Here is a 20,699-nt window from a genome sequence, read left to right as displayed (position 1 = left end):
GCGACGCCCCCCGGACGAACGAGTGTCGCCAATGCTGTCCGGATCGCGGCAAACCGGTGCGAACTGCGAACGGAGGATGGTGCGCCCGACAGGATTCGAACCTGTGGCCCCCAGATTAGGAATCTGATGCTCTATCCTGCTGAGCTACGGGCGCGCCGGGGTCCGTCTAGCGGTGTCGGGCGGCCAGCGTCAATCGGCGGATCAATTCGCCGCTTCGGGCGGAACGAAGGGGACAAGCAGAGGTATTGCCGCGATACCGTCGTCGCGAAGCGCCTGCGCCTCTTCGGGAGAGGCTTGCCCGTGGATCAGATCCTCGGCCGCGCGGCCTTCGTGCATCGCGCGCGCGGCGTCGGCGAACTCGCGGCCGACCCAGCGCGACCGGGGCAGCATCTCGGCCTGCTTCGCGGCAAGGTCGGCCAGCAGCTTGCGGACGATTTCCGGTCCGGGGCCGCTGTCGTCGGCAACCGGTGCCGGCGCCGACGCGCCGCTCGTCATCTGGTTCGACTTCGCACCGACGCGCGGCGCCATCACCGCCTTGCGGACATCGGCGTCGCCGCAGACCGGGCACGCGATCAGGCCGCGTCGCTGCTGGTCGGCAAAGCTCTCGCTGCTCGCAAACCACGCCTCGAAGCGGTGATCGCCCGCGGAACAGCAAAGGTCGAAGACGATCATTCTCACCCCGTGCCGAGCAGCGCGTCGAGCTCGCCCTTCGCTTCCAGCTCGGCGAGATCGTCGCTGCCGCCGATATGCTTTCCATCGATGAAGATTTGCGGGACGGTGCGGCGTCCGTGCGCGCGATCGACCATCGTGTCGAAGCCGGCGCGATCCATCGTCACGTCGATTTCCTGAAAACCGGCCCCCTTGCGATCGAGCAGCGACTTCGCGCGCGAGCAGAATCCACAAAAGGCCTTCGTATAGATTTCGATCTTTGCCATGCGGCTATCCTGTCATCTCTTTACCACCATATCGGAATCAACGTCCGCAAAGTCAAATATGTTGCCGGTCGTCAGCGCATCGGGAACGACCCGCGCCCAGGTCAGCGCCGAAACCTGCGCCGCGCCGCCGCGGTGGAGCACCTTCGCCGCCGACCGGAGCGTCGCGCCGCTGGCATGGACATCGTCGATCAGGACAAGATGGCGCCTCGCGACACGCGCCCTGGCATCGGCGGCCAAGCCGAACGCTCCGGCAACGATCTTCTCGCGCTCGCGCCGCCCCTTGCCGCGCAGCGCGGCCGTCGACTTTTTGCGCAGCAGCAAATGGTGATCACGCGGCACGCCGGTCTGCCGCGCCAGCGCGTCGGCGATCATCGCCGCCTGGTTGAAGCCGCGCGACCAGAGCCGCCAGCGGTGCAGCGGCACGGGGATCAGCAGCATGTCGGCGGGATCGCCGAGCGCGAGCAGCTTGCGCGCCATCAGCCCTGCCATCAGCCGTGCATGGCCGGTGCGCCGGCCATATTTGAGCCTGAGCGCTAGGGTACGCGCGACGGGACCATAGGCAACGGCCGCGGGCGCGCCCGAAAAGGACGGCGGATCGGCCATGCACGCGCCGCATTCGACGCCCGTACCGGCCACCGCGGTCGGCAACGGGATCGAACAGCGCGCGCATGCGGCGCCGTCGAGAAAATCGAGCGAGGACCAGCAGCCAAGGCAGAACTGCCGGTCGCCGTCGACGATCGTCCCGCACCCTGGACACCGCGGCGGTAGCGCATAGTCGACGACCGCTCGCCCGACCGTCCGCAACAGCCGCAATGGGGCGATGCCTTGTCCGGCTCGCCCGTCGATACCTGCGTCCCCCGAAGCCGCGTCCATGACGGACTTGTGCCGCATCGCGCGGGACGGCACAAGCGCGCCCATGTCGACCCCCACGATGCTCTTTTCCCCTGCCCGCCACGCAGCCCAACGCGACCGCATGGGACGATTGCCCGCGGATGCGAATTTCCTGGCCCCGATCATCGCCGAAACGCTGCTCGACCGACTGGCGATGGTTACCCGCGAATTTGAACGCGTGCTGCTCATCGGCGCGCATGACGCGGCGCTCGTCGGCGCCTTACGGGTGCGAGGCGGCAACCTCGCCATCGTTGAAGCCGGTCCGAAACTCGCCGCTGCATCGGGCGCGATCGTCGGCGAGGCCGACGCGATCGACCTGCCGTTCGCCAGTTTCGACCTGATCGTCTGGCCCGGCGGGCTCGACGCGGTGAACGATGTTCCGGGCGCGCTCGTCCGGCTGCGCGCCCTGCTCGCTCCCGACGGGCTCCTCCTCGGCGCCTTCGTCGGCGACGGCAGCCTGCCGCGCCAGCGCCGCGCGGTGATGAGCGACGGCGTGCGGCCGGTCGCGCGGCTGCATCCCCAAATCGACCTCGCCGCGATGGGCAATTTGCTCCAGCGCACCGGTTTCACCCTGCCCGTGGTCGATGTCGACGCGCTGACCGTCCGCTACGGCGACTGGTTCGCGCTCGTCCGCGATCTGCGCGCGGCGGGCCTGTCGAGCCGGCTGACCCCCGCCCCGGCGCCGCTGACGCGCGAGGAGGCGGCGCGCATCGCCTCCGCCTTCGCCGCGCAGGCAGACCCCGACGGGCGTGTGGCCGAAAGTTTTCGCATCATCCACTTCAGCGGCTGGGCCCCGCACCCGGACCAGCCGAAGCCCGCGCGGCGCGGCAGCGCTGCAGCTTCGCTCGCCGATGCACTGAAATCCAAGGACTAGGCCGGACGACCGGTCACACCAGCGCTTCGAGCAGGCCGATCAGCGGCTTGTCGGCGGGCGGCATCGCGAGCCCGTGAAGCTCAACCGGCCGCACCCAGCGCAGCGCACTCGCATGCTGCGCCACCGGCGTTCCGCGCCACTTGCGGCAGACATAGAGCAAGAGCAGCAGGTGCCTGTCGCCGATCCGGTCGCTCGCGAAACAGGCGGGGGCGAGGCACGCCTCCTCGACGTCGATCGCCAGTTCCTCGGCCAGCTCGCGGATCAGCGCCTGTTCCGGCGTCTCGCCGGGCTCCAGTTTTCCGCCCGGGAATTCCCACAGCCCGGCCATGGCCCCGCCTTCGGGGCGTTGCTGGACGAGCAGCCGACCGTCGCGATCGACCAAGGCGGCCGCCACTACGAACAGGCCCGGCATTGCCGATTTCATCGGTTCGGACACGGACAATTTCTTAACCTTCCTGTGCGACGCTCGCCATCCTCGGGAACTATAACTTCAGTAGGGGCGGAACAATGAACAAGTTTCAGGGGCTGCTGCGGTCGACCAGGGCCGCCACAGCCGTCGAATACGGGCTTCTCTTGGCCCTGATATTCCTTGCTGCGCTCGGCGCGATGGGAGCGGTCGGAACCTCGACCATCAATATGTGGAATGACGTTTCGACAGCCGCAGGCGAGGTACTCTAGCGCGCTTGAATGTACGATTCTGGGATTCTGCGCATGTTGTTGCAAGGTTCCCTCATTAAGATTTTCAAAACCTATTTCACCTAAACCCGTGAACGTTGACCCAGACCAGACCGTCAACAGGGTAAGTGAAGCATCAGGAGACCAGTCATGAAGTTCATCAAGAAGTTCGTCCGCGACACCAAGGCCGCGACCGCTATCGAATATGGCCTGATCGCCGCTCTGATCGCCGTCGCCGGCATCGCTGCGATGGGTGCCGTCGGCAACGGTGTGAAGAACACCTTCACCGACGTCAGCACGAACCTTAGCAAGTAAGGTTTTCCGCCAGATTTCCTGGCGGACCGAAAAAAGAAAGGGGCGGTGGTTTCCACCGCCCCTTTTTCGCGTCCGCCTTATCGATTCGCGTAAACGACGATCTTGACCTTCCGCCCCGGCGTCAGCCGGCTCGTCGCGGTCAGGCGGTTGAGCACCTGGAAGCGTTCGGTCTGCAGGTCGGTATAGGCCATGCGCCGCGCCAGCGTCGCCACCGTGTCGCCGCGCGCGACCGTCACGACATCGACCCGCCGCGGCCGGATCGCCGCCGCCTCGCTCGCGGTCAGCCGCCGTACGCTCTGGAACATCGGGTTGAACACGCCCGCCCCGCCCGCCTGCGTCAGCGCGACGAAGTGGAACGCGCTGGTCCGCGAAAATTCATAGGCGAAGACGGTGACGTCGACCTGCCCCGACTGGGTATTGGCGCGCGCGACCGAATAATAGGCCGGGATGCCGTTCACCGTCGTGCGCTGGATGGAGCCCGGCGACAGGCTAGCATTCCCCCCTATATCCTTGAAAATAGATGCAATATAGGCGTTCATATCGCCGTTATAGGCGGCGGTCGAGAATTGCGCCTGCCCGCCATTGCCGCTGACGAGTACCGCGCTCGTCCCGTTCTGCATGCCATAGCCGTTCGGCACGGTGAACTTCAGCCGCAGGTCCGGATGCAGGAAGTCGCGGCCCTCGACGACGCCCTGCGCGGGGTCGTCGCCATAGAGCACGCCATCGACCGAGGCGAGGAAGGCGTCGGCGTTGCGCACGCCACCCGTGCCGACCTTGGATGCGAGGCTCTGCGCATTGCGGACGCGCGACGCCGGGTCGGGGTGGGTGCTCGCCCATTCGGGGCTCGAGCGCGCATCGCCGCCCGACAGCCGCGCCTCGAGACTGGTCTGGTTGGCAAGGCTCGCGAGCATCGTCGACAGCGCAAGCGGATCATAGCCCGCCTTCTTCAGATATTGCACGCCGAGCTGGTCAGCCTCCAATTCCTGACTGCGCGAGAATCCCAGCGTCGCAAGCTGCGCGACCTTCATCGCATTGTTCTGGAGCAGGCCGCCGAGTCCGCCGAGCAGCCCGCCATTGTCGCCGATCGCGCCGCCAAGCACCGCGCCGAGCACACCAAGGATCGTGTTGCGCGTCGCCGCCGACTGGCGCTTCTTGCTGTGCTGCGCCGCGACATGGCCGACCTCGTGGCCCAGCACGCCCGCGAGTTCGGCCTCGTCGTTCATCAGCGCCATCAACTGGCGCGTCACATAGACATAGCCGCCGGGGATTGCGAAGGCGTTGTTCACCGGCGAGTTGAGCAGGGTGACGGTAAAATCGCTCGGCGAGCGCGAAAGGCCCGACTGGACGGCGATATTCTGGCCGATGCGGTTCACATAGGCGGCCTGCGGCCCGGCATAGGCGCCGCCGAATTCCTGCAAAAGCTGCGGATGCGCCTCGTCGCCCTGCTTGCGCTCGGCCGGCGTGATCGCGGTCTGCGTCCGGATCGCCTTGAGCTGCGCGTCCGCCACACCCGTCAGCGCGACGCTGGCCGCGAGCATGATCCCCAGCCTGCTTGCCGTCTTTCGCTTCATCGATTGCCTCCCACTTATGCGCCCGTCGGGGATAAACCCGAAACAGGACAAGGCAAGCCGTCTGGTGGACGACTGGCCGGACCAAGTGGAATTTCAACGCGATGACGTCGCTTCAGGTTCCGGCGACTATGCTCGCCCCATGGCGAGAAACTTTTCCTCGCGTTCGTTGAGCAGCGCTTCGGATGGCAGCTTCGCCAGCGCGTCCAGTTCCTGCGCAATCGCATCGCCGAGCGCCTTGATAGCGAGTTCGGGGGCGCGATGCGCGCCGCCAACCGGCTCCGGAACGATGCGATCGATGATCTTCAGGCCAAGAAGATCCTGCGCCGACATCTTCATCGCGGTCGCGGCATCGGCCGCCTTGTCGGCGGTGCGCCACAGGATCGACGCGCATCCTTCGGGCGAGATCACCGAATAGACGGCATGTTCGAACATCAGCACGCGGTTCGCCGCGGCCAGCGCGATTGCGCCGCCCGAGCCGCCCTCGCCGACGATCGCCGCGACCATCGGCACGCCGAGCGCGAGACATTGCTCGGTCGAGCGCGCGATTGCCTCGGCCTGCCCGCGCTCCTCGGCCTGGATGCCGGGAAAGGCGCCCGAGGTGTCGACCAGTGTCACCACCGGCAGCCCGAACCGGTCGGCGAGTTGCATCAGGCGGATCGCCTTGCGATAGCCCTCGGGCTTCGCCATCCCGAAGTTGTGCTTCATGCGCGACGGAATATCGTCGCCCTTTTCATGGCCGATCACCATCACGCGGCGGCCGCGAAAGCGCGCGAGGCCGCCCAGGATCGCCTGATCGTCGCCGAAATTGCGGTCGCCCGCCAGCGGCATCCAGTCGTCGAACAGCCCCGCGACATAATGTTTGAAATGCGGGCGGTCGGGATGGCGCGCGACCTGCGTCTTTTGCCAGGGGGTCAACTTGCCATAGATATCACGCAGCAATTTCGAGGACTTATCCTCAAGCCGAGCAATGTCGCCCTCGATATTGAGCGAGGGGTCTCCCCCCATTTCGCGCAGTTCGGCAATCTGCCGATCCAGCGCCGCGACCGGTTTTTCAAAGTCCAGAAAGGCTGTCATGCGCAGTCGCTAGGACGATGATGCCGCAACGTCAACGGTCGCGGAGCCAAGCTCCATTTGCGCGAGCGGGTGACGCCTGTTCACCAGCTCGACGAGGCGGCGGCTATCGACATGCGTGTAAATCTCGGTCGTCGCGATATCGGCGTGGCCGAGCATCAGTTGCAGCGCGCGCAGATCGGCTCCGCCTTCGAGCAGATGCGTCGCAAAGGCGTGGCGCAGGACGTGCGGGCTGATCGCGGCGGGATCGATCCCCGCCCGCGCCGCCAGCTCGCGCAGCATCTGGAACAGCCGCACGCGCGAAAGATGCGCCTTGCCCGAAGGAAAGAGCCATGGCGATCCGTCGGCGAGCAGCGGCAGCCAGCGGTCGAGCACTGCGCGCGCGCGGTCCGACAGCGGCACGAGCCGTTCCTTGTCGCCCTTGCCCCGGATGATCAGAAATTCGCGTCCGCCCGTGACCGCGCGGCGCGGCAAGGACACGAGTTCGCTCGCACGCAGACCCGAACCGTAAAGCAGTTCGAGCAGCAGCAGCAGCCGCACCGCATTCGCGGGCGGCGCCTCGCCCGCCGCCGCCTCCCCGGCCTGCGCGAACAGGCGTTCGACGTCGTCATGGGTCAGAATGCGCGGCAACGGCCGCCGCGTGGCCGGGCGCGCAATGTCGAGCGCGGGATTGTCGCCACGCTCGCCCTCGTCGAGCAGGAAGGCATAGAATTGCCGCAGCGCGGACAGCTTGCGCGCCGCGCTGCTCGCCGCGAGCGAGCGATATTCGGCCATCAAGGCCCGCAGATCGTCGGCATCCGCCCGTTCCAGCGATCCGCACACCAGTTCGGCCGCCTGGACCAGGTCGCGGCGATAGGCCGCCAGCGTGTTGCGCGATGCGCCGCGCTCGGCGGCCATCATTTCCAGAAAGCGGTCGATCAGCGGCCCGTCAGACATAGTCTGACAAATCTCGAACGTCAGACACGCACCAGCGCCTCGGCAGCGATCATCCGCGCTTCGGCATCGAGCCCGACCTCGCGCAGCGCGCGGACGATGTAATAGAGATGATAGGGCGGGATCTTCGACCATTCGCCCTGCATCCCCGCGGCCGCGATCAGCGCGACCATCCCCGGCTCGCGCCGCTCGGCCGCTGCCATGATCGCCCGCGACCAGCGCGTCTGTTTGCCAAGATTGAGGTCGAGATCGCCCGCCGCCGATGCGGCCTGCTCCGAACTGAGCCGGCCAAGCCCCGCGAGCCCGGCGACGAGGAATTTCGAGCGCAGATAATCGGTGCTGTCGTCGTTGCCCGCGAAGCTGCTGACGCTGCCGGCGCTAACGCCCGCAAGCGGCCGCGGCGAGCCCACCGCCATCACACCCCACGCGCGGCTGCCCGAATTGAGCTGCGACGCCCAGTCCATCGCGTTGCGATCGTAGCCGCCGGCGAACATCGAGCCCAGAAGCTGCCACGGGTCGTCGCCAACCTTGGTCGAAGTCGACAGTCCCGCCGCGGCGCGCGCCGTTGCGACCAGCGCGGCATAGCCTTGCACCGGATTGTCTCCCGCGCCCCAAAGTGCCTGCATCGCCGTATAGCGATCGGCGCCGCTCGCCGCGCCGAAGGCATTGCGCAGTTCGTCGATCTGGGCGGCGAGCGCCTCGGGCGGTTCTTCCTCGCTCGATGCGGCGCTGAGCAGCGAGACATAGGCCTCGCTCGACAGCACGCCGCGCGCCGCTGCATCGGGCGCCGCGGCGACGCGATCGGCCATCTCGGTCATCGGCGCAAGCACGGTCCACCCACGCATATAGGCGGGTTCGGTGCTGCGCAGTTCGGCGGGAATGGCAATCGCGGTCGCCGTCGCCATGCCGAAGCGCCAGCTCGTCAGCGTATCGACCTTGTCCCATTCGATCGTGGTCGAGCGGCGCCCGGCGCCGGTCGCGCCAAGCACCCGCTCGGTCAGCAGGATGTCGAAATTGTTGATGCGGCCGCTCGACCGGACGCGGCCGATCGCCCAGCCTGCGGGGCCGGCATCGCCCGACAGCCCCGAACAGATCGCCGAGGCGAGCCGCCACGATTGTTCCTCGCCATGCGCGAGGCCCGCCGGGACATAGGGACAGAGCCCCGCAGGATCGGCGGTGGCAAGGAAAGTCTGCAGCGCGACCTGCAGCATCCGCGGGCTCGCGCGGTCATAGTCGACCGATTGTACGATCCAGCGAGCCGCGGTCGATTCGCCCATCCTGAGGAGCAGGCCCGCGCGATCGGCGGCGAGGTCGGCGCCATTGATCGTCTCGGGCGTATCGATCGCCGACGACAGCGCGCGGCGCAGCAGGATCTGGCCCCAGCGCGAGGCAAGCGCGCCGTTGGTCTTGCGCATGATCGCAGCGGCATATTGGCCGCGCACCCCGAAAGCATCGGGGGCGAGCCCGCCGGTCTCAGGCGTCAGCGGCCCGATCCGCGTCAGCAGGCGGCGCGCGCCCGGTGGCAGGTCATATTTGAGGCCACCCGCGGTCTCCTCCTCACCCTCAACAGCGTCCTCGCCTTCCTCATCACTGGCCGCGCTCGTTGTCGGCACGACCGATGGCGGCGTCACGCCCGGCGAAGAGGATGATGACGAGGGCGACGGCGTCGTCGCAGAGGTCGGTGACGGTGTCGGCGACGATTTGGGCGCCGGCGTTTCGGCGGGGTTGCCGAAGCCTTCGGGCAACAGCGATTCCTGTGCGAGCGCGGGCAGCACCAGCGCCGCGGCGATCGCGGTGCCCGACAGGCCCAGCGTCAAGGTCAGCCATTTCCTCGTCATCGTTCGTCTCTGGGTCCGTCCCTGGTAGCCGCGGTTTCGGCAATCTTGTCGGTCACATCCACCTCAATCGTCCGGGGCTCGACCGGTCGGCCCAGATAGAAGAGCAACAGCAGGAAAGCCAGCAGCGCGAGCAGCAGCCAGCCGAGCCGCCGCCTCCATCGGCCTTTTCCCGATCTGCCCGTTTCGCGCAATATGCAATGCCCGCCGTTCGTCCCATAAATGCGCGGCGAAAACCATTGTCCCGCGCGGCCTGCGCGGTATAGCCGCGCGCACCATGTCGCGAAACCCGAAAAGCCCGGCGCCTGCCGCCCCTGCGACGCTTCCCGCTTCGATCCGCGAGCGGTCGATCGTGCTCGTCGGCCTGATGGGATCGGGCAAGTCGACGATCGGACGCCGCCTCGCGCAACGGCTCGGCATGGCCTTTGCAGACGCCGACGACGAGATCGAGCGCGCTGCGGGGATGACCATCTCCGACATTTTCGCCAAATTCGGCGAGGCGCATTTCCGCGATGGCGAGCGCCGCGTGATCGCGCGGCTGCTCGCGGGAAAGCCGCACGTCCTCGCAACCGGCGGCGGCGCCTTCGTCAACGAAGAGACGCGCGCGCTGATCCTCAAGGACAGCCTTTGCATCTGGCTCGACGCCGATATCCCGACGCTGGTCGAGCGCACCGCCCGACGCGGCCACCGCCCGCTACTCAAGGGCCGCGATGCCGGCGCGGTGCTGCGCGAACTCGCCGAGGTGCGCAATCCGATCTATGCCCAGGCGCATATCCGCGTCAGTTCGGCGTCGAGCCCGCACGAGCATACGGTGCGCGCCATCATGGAGGAATTGTCGCAGTGGAACGCCTGACCGTCGACCTCGGCAGCCGCAGCTACCCGATCCTGATCGGCGACGGGCTGATCCGCGACATCGGCGCGCACGTCGCGCCGCTGCTCCGCCGGCCGCGCACGATGATCGTCACCGACAGCAATGTCGCGCCCCACTATCTGGTCGGGGTCGGCGCATCGCTCGCGAACGACAATATCTCCTTTTCCTCGCTCGTCCTGCCCGCCGGTGAGGGTACCAAGAGCTGGGAGGGACTGGCGCGCCTCACCGAATGGCTGATCGGCGAAGGCATCGAGCGCAGCGACCATGTCATCGCGCTCGGCGGCGGCGTCATCGGCGACCTCGTCGGCTTTGCGTGCAGCATCGTCAAGCGCGGCTGCCATTTCATCCAGGTACCGACCACCCTGCTCGCGCAGGTCGACAGCAGCGTCGGCGGCAAGACCGCGATCAACGTCCCCGCGGGCAAGAATCTGATCGGTGCCTTCCACCAGCCGGCGCTGGTCGTGATCGACCCGACGACGCTCGCCACGCTGCCGCGGCGCGAACTGGGCGCGGGCTATGCCGAGGTCGTCAAATATGGCCTGATCGACGACGCAGCGTTTTTCGACTGGTGCGAAGCGAACGGCGCTGCGCTGCTCGCCGGCGATGCGGGAGCGCGGCACAAGGCAATCGCGCACAGCGTCGGCGCCAAGGCGCGCATCGTCGCCGCCGACGAACGCGAGACACAGGACATCCGCGCGCTGCTCAATCTCGGCCACAGCTTCGGCCACGCGCTCGAGGCCGAAACCGGCTATTCGGACCGCCTGCTCCATGGCGAAGCTGTCGCGGCAGGGATGGTGCTCGCGCATCAATTTTCCGCAGCGAACGGCCTGTGCCCCCTCGCCGACGCCGACCGCGTCCGCGACCATCTGGCCAGCGTCGACCTGCCGCACAGTCTCGCCAGCGCCGGGGTCAACACCGGTGGCGCCGCGCTCGCCGCGCATATGGCGCACGACAAGAAAGTGCGCGGCGGCAAACTGCCGCTGATCCTGACGCGCGGCATCGGACAAAGCTTCGTCACCGACGAATATGGGCTGGATGCCGTGGCGGCGTTCCTCGATCGTTGAGGACGGCGGTTAGCGACTGGAGGTTGCCGTTTGGTTCCTCCCCGTGGCGAAGCCATGGGGAAGTGGCAGCGCGAAGCGCTGACGGAGGGGCAAATGGCGCGAGGTCGTGGCCCCACCACCATCGCCTGCGGCGACGGTCCCCCTCCCCATCGCTGCGCGACAGGGAGGATATTCCTTTCTTCGTCATCCCGGACTTGATCCGGGATCCATCGCGGCGTTGAAGTCGTGGACCCCGGATCAAGTCCGGGGTGACGAGTGTCTGGAATCCAACCCAAATCCGCCGTCGCCCTCGAAAAGGTCTTTCCTACATTATCCGGCTATGCCAGCCTTCGTCCGGCTCATTCATCCGGGGAACGAAAAGCGGTCGCTGCCCGGTTCGCGGGTTCAGCTCCTGTGGGCCTGCCGCGCGCGTCCAGCACGCCGCGAGGTCCAAGCCCGGGTGCGCGTAAGGCTGAACTTTCCTGAACTTTGGCGACGGCCACGCGCCCTCGCGCCGGCCGAACAGCGCGGCTAGGCGGCTTGTTCTGCCTCAGCTTCCTCTCGCGCCCGCTTCGCGGCCTGCCGCCGTTCGCGCAGCGCCTCGAGCACGCTTGACGCCTGCCGTCCGCCCCCGGCAACGAACCGGTAATCGCGCCCCGCCGCGATATCGCCCTCGCTGATCTGCATGTCGAGCCGTTCGGCGTCGAGCTGGCGCAGTGCGCTTTCGACATCGTCGATCTCGCGCGGCTCGACCTCGAGCTGGCGCAGCGCCATGAGCCCGAGCGCGATCGAACTTTCGAACACCTCGCGCACCGCGCCCACGGCCCCGGATCCCTCGATCGCCAGCAGCTGGCGGCGGTCGAACACCCGTGTCAGCACGCGGGCATTGGGAAAGGCCTCGACGATCGGCGCGAGTGCCGCCGCATCGATCGTCCGGTCGTCGGTGCAGAAAACGATCAGCCGCGCTTCCTCGGCCCCCGCGCGCCGCAGCACGTCGATGCGCAGTCCGTCGCCGAAATAGACCTTGGTATCGAAACGGCCCGACAGCTCGATCTGGCTCGGCTTCTTGTCGATCAAGGTCACCGAACAATCGACGGCATGGAGCATCTGGGCGACGATCTGGCCGAACCGGCCATAGCCGATGACGATCGACGACCCGCGCGGGGCATTTTCGGGGTCGTCGAGATCGGCCTCGACGCCCGGCGAGAATTCGAGGTTGCGCGCGAACAGCATCAGGAAGGGCGTCGTCATCATCGACAGCGTCACGACCGCGCTGAACAGGCTTGCCGCCTCGGGCGCGATCAGCAGCGCGTCGGCCGCCTGCGCAAAGAGCAGAAAACCGAACTCGCCGCCCTGGCTCAGCAGCAGCCCGAGGCCGAGGCACATGCTCCAGGGCTTGCCGAAGGTACGCACGAGCAGCGTGAGCACGACGATCTTCACCGCCACAAGCCCCGCCGCGAGCCCGACGACCTGCATCGGTTTCTGGATCACGACATTGACATCGAGCACCATGCCGACCGCGAGGAAGAAAAGACCGAGCAGCACGAGGCGAAACGGCTCGACGTCGGCCTCGATCTCGTGCCGATACGGCGAATCGGCGAGCATCATCCCCGCGATGAAGGCGCCGAGCGCGGTCGAGAGGTGCAGACTGTGCATGAAGGCGGCGCTCGCCAGCACCGCGAGCAACCCGACGACGACGAACAGCTCGCGTTCGCCATAGCGGCCGATCAGGCGCAGCAGCGGATTGACGACGAACCGGCCGACGAGCACCAGCGCCGCGATCGCTCCCACTGTATAAAGCGCCATCTGCCATCCCGGCGGCGCCGAGGGATCGGCGGGCGCGCGCGACAGCGCGGCGATGATCGTGATCATCGGGACGATCGCCAGATCCTGGAACAGCAGGACGGAAAAGGCCTTTTCGCCGAACGGCGAATTGATCCGCCCCGAGCTTTTGAGGCTGGGCAGCACCTGCGCAGTCGATGAGAGCGCGAGCGGCAGGCCGAGCGCGAGCGCCGCCTGCCAGCTGAAGCCGAGCGTCAGCAGGATCAGCCCCGCGAGGATCAGCCCGGTGATGACCACCTGCGCCAATCCCAGTCCGAAGATCGCCTTGCGCATCTCCCACAACCGCCGCGGATGGAGCTCCAGCCCGACGAGAAAGAGGAGGAAGGCGATGCCGATCTCGGCGAAGGCGAGCTTCGACTCGCCGCCGCCGACGAGACCGAGCCCGTGCGGCCCGACCAGCGCGCCGGCGATCAGGTAGCCGAGCACCGCACCAAGACCGAGCCGGCGGAAGATCAGCACGAACAGCGTCGCAACGCCGAGCAGGATCGCGCCCTCGAACAGCGCGGTGTCGGTCGCGGTCTCCGCCGCCGCCGTGGCCGCCTCGGCCGTCGCGGCGGTGAGGAGAATTGGGCTCATGCCGCTGCCGCCTGACCTTCGAACGCCGTGACCGCGGCGTCAAAGGGCAGCAGGATGGCACCGTGCCTCGCAGGATAATCGCGCGCGGGTGCGAGCAGGTCGAAGCCCGGCCAATCGGGCACGGCGCCCCCGTTCCTGAACCAGCCGGCGATCGCGTCGCGGGCGGCGCGAATGTCGGCGAGCCCCCGCCCCACCGCGTGGCGCGCAAGCAATGCCGCCGACGCCTGCCCGAGCGCGCAGGCTTCGACATGCATCCCGACGGCGGTCACATGGCCCGCCTCGTCGGTATCGAGATCGAATATGATCGCGCTGCCGCACAGCGGCGCGCGCGCCGAAACACGGTGGTGCGGCGCCTCCAGCGGTGGGAAATCGGCAGTTGCGACCGCCAGCGACAGTATGTCGCGATTATAGAGCGGAGCGCTCATTTCGGGGCCGCCGCAGGCGCGCCTTCGGATCCGGCGGCGCGCGCTTCGGCGCGACGATCGGCGATCACCTTGCTCAGCGCCCCGCTGGTCGCGCTGAGCGCGGGATAGGTTCGGCTGTCGGTCATCCACGCCGGCCTTTGCGCATTGCCATATCCGACATCATAGAGGAGCGTGACCAGCATGAAGCCGAGGGTCGCGATCATCAACCCCTTCACCGCACCGAACCCGGCCCCCAACCCGCGGTCGAAGCCGCCGACGAGCGAGGCGCGGCTGCGCTGACCCATGGCGCGCGATCCCCATTTGACGATGGAGAACACCCCGCCGAACAGCAATACGAACGCCAGCACCGCCGCTCCGCCTTCCGTCCCTACCCACGCTTCGAGGAAATCGGTGGCGAAGGGATGGCCGAAACGCACCGCCGCAATCGCGAGCACCCAGGCGAGCAGGCTCGTCACCTCCTGCACCAGGCCGCGCAAGAACCCGAGGATCGCGCTGCCGCCCACGAGGGTCAGCACGATGATATCCAGAGCCGTCAGACTTGCCATTCGCCGGTCGCTAGTCGCGCCCGAGCATCAGGTCAACGAGTTCGCCGAGCCGGCCGAAGCCGGTGACGCCGATCCCGTTCACGCCCTTCATCCCCTTTGGCCCCCAGCCCCTTGAAAAACCGAGCTTCGCCGCTTCGCGCAGACGCAACGCATCGTGCGAAACGGGGCGCACCTCGCCCGACAGCGACAGCTCGCCGAAGACGATCGCGTCGGCGGGCACCGGCCGCTCGCTGAAGGCCGAGATCAGCGCCGCCGCGACCGCCAAATCGGCTGCCGGGTCGGTCAGCCGGTAGCCGCCCGCGACGTTGAGGTAGACTTCGGCGCCGCCCATCTGGAGCCCGCAGCGCGCCTCCAGCACCGCCAGTACCATCGCCAGCCGCCCGCTGTCCCAGCCGACCACCGCGCGCCGCGGCGTCGCCCCGCTCGCGAGGCGGACGGTCAGCGCCTGCACCTCGACGAGCACCGGGCGCGTCCCTTCCAGCGCGGGGAACACGACCGAACCCGGCACGTCGTGGCTGCGGTCGGTCAGGAACAGGCTCGACGGATTGGCGACCTCGCCCAGACCCTCCTCGCCCATCGCGAACACCCCGATCTCGTCGGTGCCCCCGAAGCGGTTCTTCACGGCGCGGAGGATGCGATATTGGTGGCTGCGCTCACCCTCGAATGCGAGCACGGTGTCGACCATATGTTCGAGGACGCGCGGCCCCGCGATCGTCCCGTCCTTTGTGACGTGCCCGACGAGCACGATCGCGGCGCCGCTGTCTTTGGCGTAGCGGATCAGTTCCTGCGCGCTGGCGCGCACCTGGCTGACCGTGCCCGGCGCGCTGTCGATCAGGTCACTGTGCATCGTCTGGATCGAGTCGATCACGACGAAATCGGCGGTCCGGCTGTCGAGCGTCGCGAGAATGTCGCGCACCGACGTCGCGCTCGCGAGCGCAACCGGCGCATCGCCGAGCCCCAGCCGCTGCGCCCGCAGCCGCACCTGCCCCGCGGCTTCCTCGCCGCTGATATAGACGACCGACTTGCCCGATTTCGCCAACCTGCCCGCCGCCTGCAGCAACAATGTCGACTTGCCGATCCCCGGATCGCCGCCGATCAGCGTCGCCGATCCCGCGACGAAACCGCCGCCGAGCGCGCGGTCGAACTCGGCGATTCCGCACAGCATGCGTTCGGGCATCGGGCTATGCACGTCGAGCGTTTCGAGCGCGAGCGCCCGCCCGCCCCGGCTCAGGTCGTGCTTCGCCGAAAAAGCCGTCTCGCCGGCCTCCTCGACGAGCGTGTTCCACTCGTTGCAGTCGGCGCACTGTCCCAGCCAGCGGTACGAGACCGAGCCGCAATTCTGGCAGACATATTGACGTTTCGCTTTGGCCATCATGGCCTCGCTTAACGGGAACAAAGAACGAACGCTAGAAGATAATAACATCGTCATTGCGAGCGAAGCGAAGCAATCCAGGGCGACTTACGCAACTCTGGATTGCTTCGCTTCGCTCGCAATGACGAGGAAAGGGCTATAGGGGATCGCCAGCATCCGAATCACCTTCCCAAAAGGAACGCCCGCGCCATGAAATTCTTTGCCGACACCGCCGAAATCGCCGACATCCGGGAACTCGCCGCGACCGGCCTGCTCGACGGGGTCACCACCAACCCGTCGCTGATCGCCAAGTCGGGCCGCGACTTCAAGGAAGTGACCAAGGAAATATGCGCCATCGTCGATGGTCCGGTGTCAGCCGAGGTCGTCGCGCTCGACCACGAAACGATGATGAAGGAGGCCGAAATCCTCCGCAAGATCGCCGACAATGTCTGCATCAAGGTGCCGCTGACGATCGACGGGCTCAAGACCTGCAAGGCGCTGACCGACGACGGAACGATGGTCAACGTCACGCTCTGCTTCTCGGCGGCGCAGGCGCTGCTCGCCGCGAAGGCGGGCGCAACCTTCGTCTCTCCCTTTGTGGGCCGCCACGACGACAATGGTTTCGACGGCATGCAACTGATCGCCGACATCCGGCTCATCTACGACAATTACACCTATGAAACCGAAATCCTCGTCGCGAGCGTGCGCCACGGCATCCATGTGCTCGAAGCCGCGAAGATCGGCGCCGACGTGATGACTGCGCCGCCGTCGGTCATCAAGGGCCTCTTCAAGCACATCCTCACCGAAAAGGGCATCGAAGGCTTCCTCGCCGACTGGGCGAAGACCGGGCAGTCGATCTGATGAACCTCGTCATTGCGAGCGGAGCGAAGCAATGACGATCAGCAGTTGACGTAAACGTCAACCACCCGCGATACTCGCCCGAAAGGGAGAGATTCGCGATGACCGATACCACCATCCTGACCGAACGCCGCGGCCATGTCCTGATCGTCACGATCAACCGGCCCGAGGCGCGCAACGCGGTCAACGCCGCGGTGCATATCGGCATCGGCACGGCGCTCGAGACCGCGGAGGCCGACCCCGAAATCCGCGCCGTTGTCATCACCGGCGCCGGCGACAAGAGCTTCTGCGCTGGCGCCGACCTCGTCGCGCTGTCGCGAGGCGAAAGTCTCGCACCCGACGATCCGGCGCAGCAGGCGTGGGGCTTTGCGGGCATGGTGTCCCACCCGATCTCGAAGCCGATCATCGCCGCGGTGAACGGCTTCGCCTTTGGCGGCGGCTGCGAGATCGCGCTGATGAGCGACATCATCGTCGCGGCCGATCATGCGCAATTCGGCCTGCCCGAGGTCAAGGTCGGGCTGTTCGCTGCGGCGGGCGGCGCGTTCCGCCTTGCCCAGCAACTACCGCGCAAGCTCGCGATGGAATATATGCTGACCGGCGACCCGATCCCCGCCGCACGCGCTGCCGAATTCGGCCTCGTCAATCATGTTGTCCCGCTCGCCGAGTTGATGCCCACTGCAATCGCACTCGCCGGGAAGATCGCCGCCAATGCGCCACTGTCGGTGCAAGCATCGAAGCGCGTTGCGCTCGGGATTCAGGATGGCCGTATCCCGGCCGACGCGCCCTATTGGGAGCACAATACCCGGGAACGCAGTGTGCTTATGCGCAGCGAAGACGCCCGCGAAGGCCCGCTCGCCTTCGCGCAGAAGCGCAAGCCCGAATGGAAGGCGCGCTGATATGAGCCTTGCCGATCCCGAGCGCATTCCTGTCATCATCGGCGTCGGGCAGGTCAACGACCGGCCCGACGATCCCGATCGGGGATTGGACTCGCTTGGCCTCATGATCGCCGCGCTGAACGTCGCGGCACAAGATGCGGGCGTCTCGCTGACCGACATCGACAGCCTGGCGATCGTCGACCAGATCAGCTTTCACAGCCTCGGCAAGCTCCCCGAGCCGCTCGCCGCCGCGATCGGTGCGAACCCGGCGATCAACTACCAGTCGGCTGCGCCACACGGCGACACGCCGGTCCGGCTGCTCAACGAAGCCGCAAATCGCATCGGCGCGGGCGAGGTCAAGCTCGCCGCGATCGTCGGCGCCGAGGCGCTGCGCACCGCCGCCGGCCGCGCCGCCAAGGCCGCGAGCGGCGAGGACAAGAGCTATAATGCGATCCGCAAGGTCGCGACGCGGCGCGAACCGAATTATGCACAGAAGCACGGCCTTGCGGCGCCGGTCGATGTCTATCCGCTTTATGAAAATGCTACGCGCGCCGCATGGGGGCAAAGCCTGATCGAGGCTCAGGCCGAGAGCGCGGAAATCTGGTCGCGCTTTTCGGAGATCGCGGCCGCGAACGACGGCGCATGGATTCGTAAACCCGCGACGCCCGATGACATCCTCCGCGTCGACGAGCGCAACCGCCCGATTGCCTTCCCCTATTCGAAGCTGATGGTCGCCAATTCGTCGGTAAACCAGGGCGCGGGCTTCCTCGTCGCGAGCCTTGCTCAAGCGCGCCGTCGCGGCATCGCCGAGGACCGGCTGATCTATGTCGGGATGGGCGCGGCGGCGAAGGAGCCCGCAAGCATCCTCCACCGCGACCGCTACGACGGCAGCGTGAGCATGGAGACGTCGATCAATCGCACGCTTGAGCTGAATGGCATGGCGGTCGGCGATTTCGACTATGTCGAACTCTACAGCTGCTTCCCCTGCGTGCCCAAGATGGCGCGGCGCACGCTCGGCTGGCCCGCCGACCGGCCCGCAACGGTGTTCGGCGGGCTGACCTTCGGCGGCGGCCCGATCGCCAATTATATGAGCCATGCGATCGTCTCGATGGTGGAGAAACTCCGCCGCGGAGGCCGCTATGGATTCCTGTTCGCCAATGGCGGCTTCGCAACCGACAATCATTGCATCGTGCTGGGCAGCGAGCCGATCGCGGCGGCGAGTTTTCCGCAGGATTTCGACTATCAGGCCGAGGCGGAAACGAAGCGTCGACCGGTGCCTGAATTGATCGAGGATTATGCGGGGCCGGCGACGATCGAGAGCTACACGGTCTTTTACGACCGTGACGGCAGTCCGAAAGCGGGTGTCGTGGTGGCGCGCACGCCCGAAGGCGCACGCACACTGGCGCATGTTGATGTGACCGACGCGGCGATGCTGGCGTTCTTGACTGATGGCAAGGCCGAGCCGGTGGGCACGGCAGGGCAGATTGTGGCGTTGGAGGAAGGCTTCGGTTGGCGGTCAATCTGATCCAACCTCTATTCCGTTCGTGTCGAGCGAAGTCGAGACACCTGTCGGCCTCGCACCACTCCGATGGGCGTCTCGACTTCGCTCGATGCGAACGGAAATTTTGGACCGGCTTTTCGGAAGCTAAATCTCGAACGAAACCCCCTGCGCGAGCGGCAGCGCGTCAGAATAATTCACCGTATTCGTCGCGCGGCGCATATATTGGCGCCAGCTGTCCGAACCGCTCTCGCGCCCGCCGCCGGTTTCCTTTTCGCCCCCGAATGCGCCGCCGATCTCGGCGCCCGAGGTGCCAAGGTTAACGTTCGCGATGCCGCAGTCGCTCGCGGCCAGAAACCGCTCGGCCTCCCGCATGTCGGTGGTGAAGATCGCCGACGACAGCCCGGCCGCGACGTCATTGTGCAGCCCGATCACGGCATCGAGGTCGTAGTAGCGCATGACGTAGAGGATCGGCGCGAAGGTCTCTTCGAGCACCGGCCCGACCTGCCCCGGCATCTCGACAAGCGCGGGCTTCACATAGAAGCTGGCGCCCTCGCCGACGCGCTCGCCGCCGTGCACCACCCCGCCCGCTGCCTCTGCCGCACCCAGTGCCTCCTGCATCCTCTCATAAGCGGCCCGATCGATCAGCGGCCCGACGAGAACCTCGCCCTCCAGCGGATTGCCGACACCCGCGCTGGCATAGGCGGCCTTAAGCTTCGCCACGAAACCGTCATAGATGCCGTCATGAAGAAACAGCCGCCGCGTCGTCGTGCAGCGCTGCCCCGCAGTTCCCATCGCCCCGAAGGCGACGCCGCGCAGCGCCAGGTCGAGGTCGGCCGAAGGCGCGACGATCACGCCGTTGTTGCCGCCGAGTTCGAGGATCGCGCGGGCGAAACGCTTAGCCAATCGCGGCGCCACGGCGCGGCCCATCCGCGTCGATCCGGTTGCCGAGACCAGCGCAACGCGCGCGTCGTCGACCAGCGCCTCGCCAGCCTCACGCCCGCCGATCAGCAGCTGAGACAGCCCCGCGGGCGCATCGCCGAAACGCGCCACCGCGCGCTCGAAAATCGCCTGCGTCGCGAGCGCGGTCAGCGGCGTCTTTTCCGACGGTTTCCACACCACGCTGTTGCCGCACACCAGTGCAAGCGCCGCGTTCCACGCCCACACCGCGACCGGAAAGTTGAACGCCGAAATCACCCCGACGACGCCCAGCGGATGCCAGACCTCCATCATCCGGTGCCCCGGCCGCTCGGTCGCGATCGTCAGGCCGTATAGCTGGCGCGACAGCCCGACCGCGAAGTCGCAGATGTCGATCATCTCTTGCACCTCGCCCGCGCCCTCGGACGGGATCTTGCCCGCCTCGATCGTCACCAGCTTCGCCAGATCGTCCTTGGCGGCCCGCAATTCGTCGCCGAAAAGCCGCACCAGTTCGCCGCGACGCGGGGCGGGAACGTTCCGCCACGCACGAAACGCCGCGCTCGCCTGGTTCAGCGCCGCATCGATATCGGCGGCGTCGGCGACGCGCACCGACGCGACGTGCTCGCCGGTCAGCGGCGAGTGCGACGGCATTGATCCGTCAGTCCACGCCGCCCTGTCGACACCCAGCGCGTCCAACAAATGCGCTACTTCTTCGCCGATCCCGGCCATCATCCATCCTTCCGTATAAGGGCGACCGCCCTTGCAGTTTGTGGCTCGCGGGTTATCGCAGCCAGCAA

At 67.0% G+C, this 20,699-nt stretch carries 21 protein-coding genes and 1 tRNA gene; 8 read left to right on the top strand and 14 right to left on the bottom strand.

The window, feature by feature from the left end; genetic code table 11:
• Window positions 1-77: 77 nt before the first annotated feature.
• The 4 genes from QOL68_RS02035 to QOL68_RS02020 all read right to left on the bottom strand — a co-directional run bounded on the left by QOL68_RS02035 (window position 78) and on the right by QOL68_RS02020 (window position 1,808).
• Window positions 78-154, bottom strand: a tRNA-Arg gene (locus QOL68_RS02035).
• Between the two features lie 47 nt (window positions 155-201).
• The gene (locus QOL68_RS02030) at window positions 202-672 is read right to left on the bottom strand and encodes a DUF1178 family protein (protein ID WP_282946489.1); all 471 of its coding nucleotides are present in this window, start codon (window positions 670-672) and stop codon (window positions 202-204) included.
• Between the two features lie 2 nt (window positions 673-674).
• Window positions 675-935, bottom strand: coding sequence for a glutaredoxin 3 (gene grxC / locus QOL68_RS02025; protein WP_204993367.1), 261 nt, complete (start codon window positions 933-935; stop codon window positions 675-677).
• A 12-nt stretch (window positions 936-947) separates the two neighbouring features.
• Window positions 948-1,808 (bottom strand): ComF family protein, encoded by an 861-nt coding sequence (locus tag QOL68_RS02020; RefSeq protein ID WP_283404269.1) that lies wholly within the window; start codon window positions 1,806-1,808, stop codon window positions 948-950.
• A 43-nt stretch (window positions 1,809-1,851) separates the two neighbouring features.
• Here QOL68_RS02020 and QOL68_RS02015 point away from each other — a divergent pair, with 43 nt between their 5' ends.
• Entirely contained in the window at window positions 1,852-2,700 is an 849-nt protein-coding gene (locus QOL68_RS02015) for a class I SAM-dependent methyltransferase (RefSeq protein ID WP_282946486.1), read from the top strand.
• A 13-nt stretch (window positions 2,701-2,713) separates the two neighbouring features.
• Here QOL68_RS02015 and QOL68_RS02010 read toward each other — a convergent pair whose 3' ends face one another.
• Window positions 2,714-3,124, bottom strand: coding sequence for a (deoxy)nucleoside triphosphate pyrophosphohydrolase (locus tag QOL68_RS02010; protein WP_282948244.1), 411 nt, complete (start codon window positions 3,122-3,124; stop codon window positions 2,714-2,716).
• An 83-nt stretch (window positions 3,125-3,207) separates the two neighbouring features.
• Between QOL68_RS02010 and QOL68_RS02005 the strand changes: the two genes are divergently transcribed.
• Both QOL68_RS02005 and QOL68_RS02000 read left to right on the top strand, forming a co-directional pair.
• Window positions 3,208-3,378 (top strand): Flp family type IVb pilin, encoded by a 171-nt coding sequence (locus tag QOL68_RS02005; RefSeq protein WP_282946484.1) that lies wholly within the window; start codon window positions 3,208-3,210, stop codon window positions 3,376-3,378.
• 147 nt (window positions 3,379-3,525) lie between these two features.
• Window positions 3,526-3,690 (top strand): Flp family type IVb pilin, encoded by a 165-nt coding sequence (locus QOL68_RS02000; protein WP_282946482.1) that lies wholly within the window; start codon window positions 3,526-3,528, stop codon window positions 3,688-3,690.
• Between the two features lie 77 nt (window positions 3,691-3,767).
• Here the strand turns inward: QOL68_RS02000 and QOL68_RS01995 are convergent, their stop codons facing one another.
• The 4 genes from QOL68_RS01995 to QOL68_RS01980 form a co-directional block, all read right to left on the bottom strand.
• Window positions 3,768-5,261: a M48 family metalloprotease gene (locus tag QOL68_RS01995; protein ID WP_502957367.1), complete on the bottom strand. Its 1,494-nt coding sequence runs from the start codon at window positions 5,259-5,261 to the stop codon at window positions 3,768-3,770.
• Between the two features lie 126 nt (window positions 5,262-5,387).
• A complete protein-coding gene (locus tag QOL68_RS01990) occupies window positions 5,388-6,335 on the bottom strand; it encodes an acetyl-CoA carboxylase carboxyltransferase subunit alpha (protein ID WP_282946480.1) in 948 nt (315 codons plus the stop codon).
• A 9-nt stretch (window positions 6,336-6,344) separates the two neighbouring features.
• Window positions 6,345-7,268 carry a tyrosine recombinase gene (locus tag QOL68_RS01985; RefSeq protein ID WP_282946478.1) on the bottom strand — a complete coding sequence of 308 codons (924 nt, stop codon included), beginning with the start codon at window positions 7,266-7,268 and terminating at the stop codon, window positions 6,345-6,347.
• 20 nt (window positions 7,269-7,288) lie between these two features.
• Window positions 7,289-9,103, bottom strand: a complete 1,815-nt coding sequence (locus QOL68_RS01980; RefSeq protein WP_282946476.1) for a hypothetical protein — start codon at window positions 9,101-9,103, stop codon at window positions 7,289-7,291.
• Between the two features lie 274 nt (window positions 9,104-9,377).
• Here QOL68_RS01980 and QOL68_RS01975 point away from each other — a divergent pair, with 274 nt between their 5' ends.
• Both QOL68_RS01975 and aroB read left to right on the top strand, forming a co-directional pair.
• Window positions 9,378-9,953 carry a shikimate kinase gene (locus QOL68_RS01975; protein WP_082657529.1) on the top strand — a complete coding sequence of 192 codons (576 nt, stop codon included), beginning with the start codon at window positions 9,378-9,380 and terminating at the stop codon, window positions 9,951-9,953.
• Entirely contained in the window at window positions 9,941-11,035 is a 1,095-nt protein-coding gene (gene aroB / locus QOL68_RS01970) for a 3-dehydroquinate synthase (RefSeq protein ID WP_282946473.1), read from the top strand. Before QOL68_RS01975 ends, aroB begins: the two co-directional genes overlap by 13 nt.
• A 510-nt stretch (window positions 11,036-11,545) precedes the next feature.
• Here the strand turns inward: aroB and QOL68_RS01965 are convergent.
• Genes QOL68_RS01965 through radA form a run of 4 tightly spaced genes read right to left on the bottom strand, consistent with a single transcriptional unit; the run spans window position 11,546 to window position 15,774 of the window.
• Window positions 11,546-13,432: a cation:proton antiporter domain-containing protein gene (locus tag QOL68_RS01965; RefSeq protein WP_282946472.1), complete on the bottom strand. Its 1,887-nt coding sequence runs from the start codon at window positions 13,430-13,432 to the stop codon at window positions 11,546-11,548.
• On the bottom strand, window positions 13,429-13,857 hold the full coding sequence (locus QOL68_RS01960; RefSeq protein ID WP_282946470.1) for an iron-sulfur cluster assembly scaffold protein: 429 nt from the start codon (window positions 13,855-13,857) through the stop codon (window positions 13,429-13,431). Before QOL68_RS01960 ends, QOL68_RS01965 begins: the two co-directional genes overlap by 4 nt.
• Entirely contained in the window at window positions 13,854-14,402 is a 549-nt protein-coding gene (locus QOL68_RS01955; RefSeq protein WP_156416442.1) for a CvpA family protein, read from the bottom strand. Before QOL68_RS01955 ends, QOL68_RS01960 begins: the two co-directional genes overlap by 4 nt.
• 10 nt (window positions 14,403-14,412) lie before the next feature.
• Window positions 14,413-15,774 (bottom strand): DNA repair protein RadA, encoded by a 1,362-nt coding sequence (gene radA, locus QOL68_RS01950; RefSeq protein WP_282946466.1) that lies wholly within the window; start codon window positions 15,772-15,774, stop codon window positions 14,413-14,415.
• Between the two features lie 189 nt (window positions 15,775-15,963).
• Between radA and fsa the strand changes: the two genes are divergently transcribed.
• From fsa to QOL68_RS01935, 3 genes are all read left to right on the top strand, one after another.
• A complete protein-coding gene (gene fsa / locus QOL68_RS01945; protein ID WP_058457030.1) occupies window positions 15,964-16,614 on the top strand; it encodes a fructose-6-phosphate aldolase in 651 nt (216 codons plus the stop codon).
• A gap of 98 nt (window positions 16,615-16,712) precedes the next feature.
• Window positions 16,713-17,507, top strand: coding sequence for an enoyl-CoA hydratase-related protein (locus QOL68_RS01940; RefSeq protein WP_204993377.1), 795 nt, complete (start codon window positions 16,713-16,715; stop codon window positions 17,505-17,507).
• Between the two features lies 1 nt (window position 17,508).
• Window positions 17,509-19,011, top strand: a complete 1,503-nt coding sequence (locus tag QOL68_RS01935) for an acetyl-CoA acetyltransferase (protein ID WP_282946460.1) — start codon at window positions 17,509-17,511, stop codon at window positions 19,009-19,011.
• Window positions 19,012-19,131: 120 nt separating this feature from the next.
• Here QOL68_RS01935 and amaB read toward each other — a convergent pair whose 3' ends face one another.
• The gene (amaB, locus tag QOL68_RS01930) at window positions 19,132-20,634 is read right to left on the bottom strand and encodes an L-piperidine-6-carboxylate dehydrogenase (RefSeq protein WP_283418412.1); all 1,503 of its coding nucleotides are present in this window, start codon (window positions 20,632-20,634) and stop codon (window positions 19,132-19,134) included.
• Window positions 20,635-20,699 lie beyond the last annotated feature (65 nt).

Origin of the sequence: Sphingopyxis sp. Geo25 (genome assembly GCF_949769135.1) — a bacterium.
GTDB lineage: Bacteria > Pseudomonadota > Alphaproteobacteria > Sphingomonadales > Sphingomonadaceae > Sphingopyxis.
The sequence above is the reverse complement of the archived record's forward strand: the minus strand, read 5'-3'. Positions and strand labels throughout refer to the sequence as shown.

What these genes read in the sequence shown, in the direction of transcription:
- QOL68_RS02030 (WP_282946489.1), bottom strand. Translation starts at nt 672, where the DNA reads ATGATCGTCTTCGACCTTTGCTGTTCCGCGGGCGATCACCGCTTCGAG.
- grxC (WP_204993367.1), bottom strand. Translation starts at nt 935, where the DNA reads ATGGCAAAGATCGAAATCTATACGAAGGCCTTTTGTGGATTCTGCTCG.
- QOL68_RS02020 (WP_283404269.1), bottom strand. Translation starts at nt 1,808, where the DNA reads ATGGACGCGGCTTCGGGGGACGCAGGTATCGACGGGCGAGCCGGACAA.
- QOL68_RS02015 (WP_282946486.1), top strand. Translation starts at nt 1,852, where the DNA reads ATGTCGACCCCCACGATGCTCTTTTCCCCTGCCCGCCACGCAGCCCAA.
- QOL68_RS02010 (WP_282948244.1), bottom strand. Translation starts at nt 3,124, where the DNA reads ATGAAATCGGCAATGCCGGGCCTGTTCGTAGTGGCGGCCGCCTTGGTC.
- QOL68_RS02005 (WP_282946484.1), top strand. Translation starts at nt 3,208, where the DNA reads ATGAACAAGTTTCAGGGGCTGCTGCGGTCGACCAGGGCCGCCACAGCC.
- QOL68_RS02000 (WP_282946482.1), top strand. Translation starts at nt 3,526, where the DNA reads ATGAAGTTCATCAAGAAGTTCGTCCGCGACACCAAGGCCGCGACCGCT.
- QOL68_RS01995 (WP_502957367.1), bottom strand. Translation starts at nt 5,261, where the DNA reads ATGAAGCGAAAGACGGCAAGCAGGCTGGGGATCATGCTCGCGGCCAGC.
- QOL68_RS01990 (WP_282946480.1), bottom strand. Translation starts at nt 6,335, where the DNA reads ATGACAGCCTTTCTGGACTTTGAAAAACCGGTCGCGGCGCTGGATCGG.
- QOL68_RS01985 (WP_282946478.1), bottom strand. Translation starts at nt 7,268, where the DNA reads ATGTCTGACGGGCCGCTGATCGACCGCTTTCTGGAAATGATGGCCGCC.
- QOL68_RS01980 (WP_282946476.1), bottom strand. Translation starts at nt 9,103, where the DNA reads ATGACGAGGAAATGGCTGACCTTGACGCTGGGCCTGTCGGGCACCGCG.
- QOL68_RS01975 (WP_082657529.1), top strand. Translation starts at nt 9,378, where the DNA reads ATGTCGCGAAACCCGAAAAGCCCGGCGCCTGCCGCCCCTGCGACGCTT.
- QOL68_RS01965 (WP_282946472.1), bottom strand. Translation starts at nt 13,432, where the DNA reads ATGAGCCCAATTCTCCTCACCGCCGCGACGGCCGAGGCGGCCACGGCG.
- QOL68_RS01960 (WP_282946470.1), bottom strand. Translation starts at nt 13,857, where the DNA reads ATGAGCGCTCCGCTCTATAATCGCGACATACTGTCGCTGGCGGTCGCA.
- QOL68_RS01955 (WP_156416442.1), bottom strand. Translation starts at nt 14,402, where the DNA reads ATGGCAAGTCTGACGGCTCTGGATATCATCGTGCTGACCCTCGTGGGC.
- radA (WP_282946466.1), bottom strand. Translation starts at nt 15,774, where the DNA reads ATGGCCAAAGCGAAACGTCAATATGTCTGCCAGAATTGCGGCTCGGTC.
- fsa (WP_058457030.1), top strand. Translation starts at nt 15,964, where the DNA reads ATGAAATTCTTTGCCGACACCGCCGAAATCGCCGACATCCGGGAACTC.
- QOL68_RS01940 (WP_204993377.1), top strand. Translation starts at nt 16,713, where the DNA reads ATGACCGATACCACCATCCTGACCGAACGCCGCGGCCATGTCCTGATC.
- QOL68_RS01935 (WP_282946460.1), top strand. Translation starts at nt 17,509, where the DNA reads ATGAGCCTTGCCGATCCCGAGCGCATTCCTGTCATCATCGGCGTCGGG.
- amaB (WP_283418412.1), bottom strand. Translation starts at nt 20,634, where the DNA reads ATGATGGCCGGGATCGGCGAAGAAGTAGCGCATTTGTTGGACGCGCTG.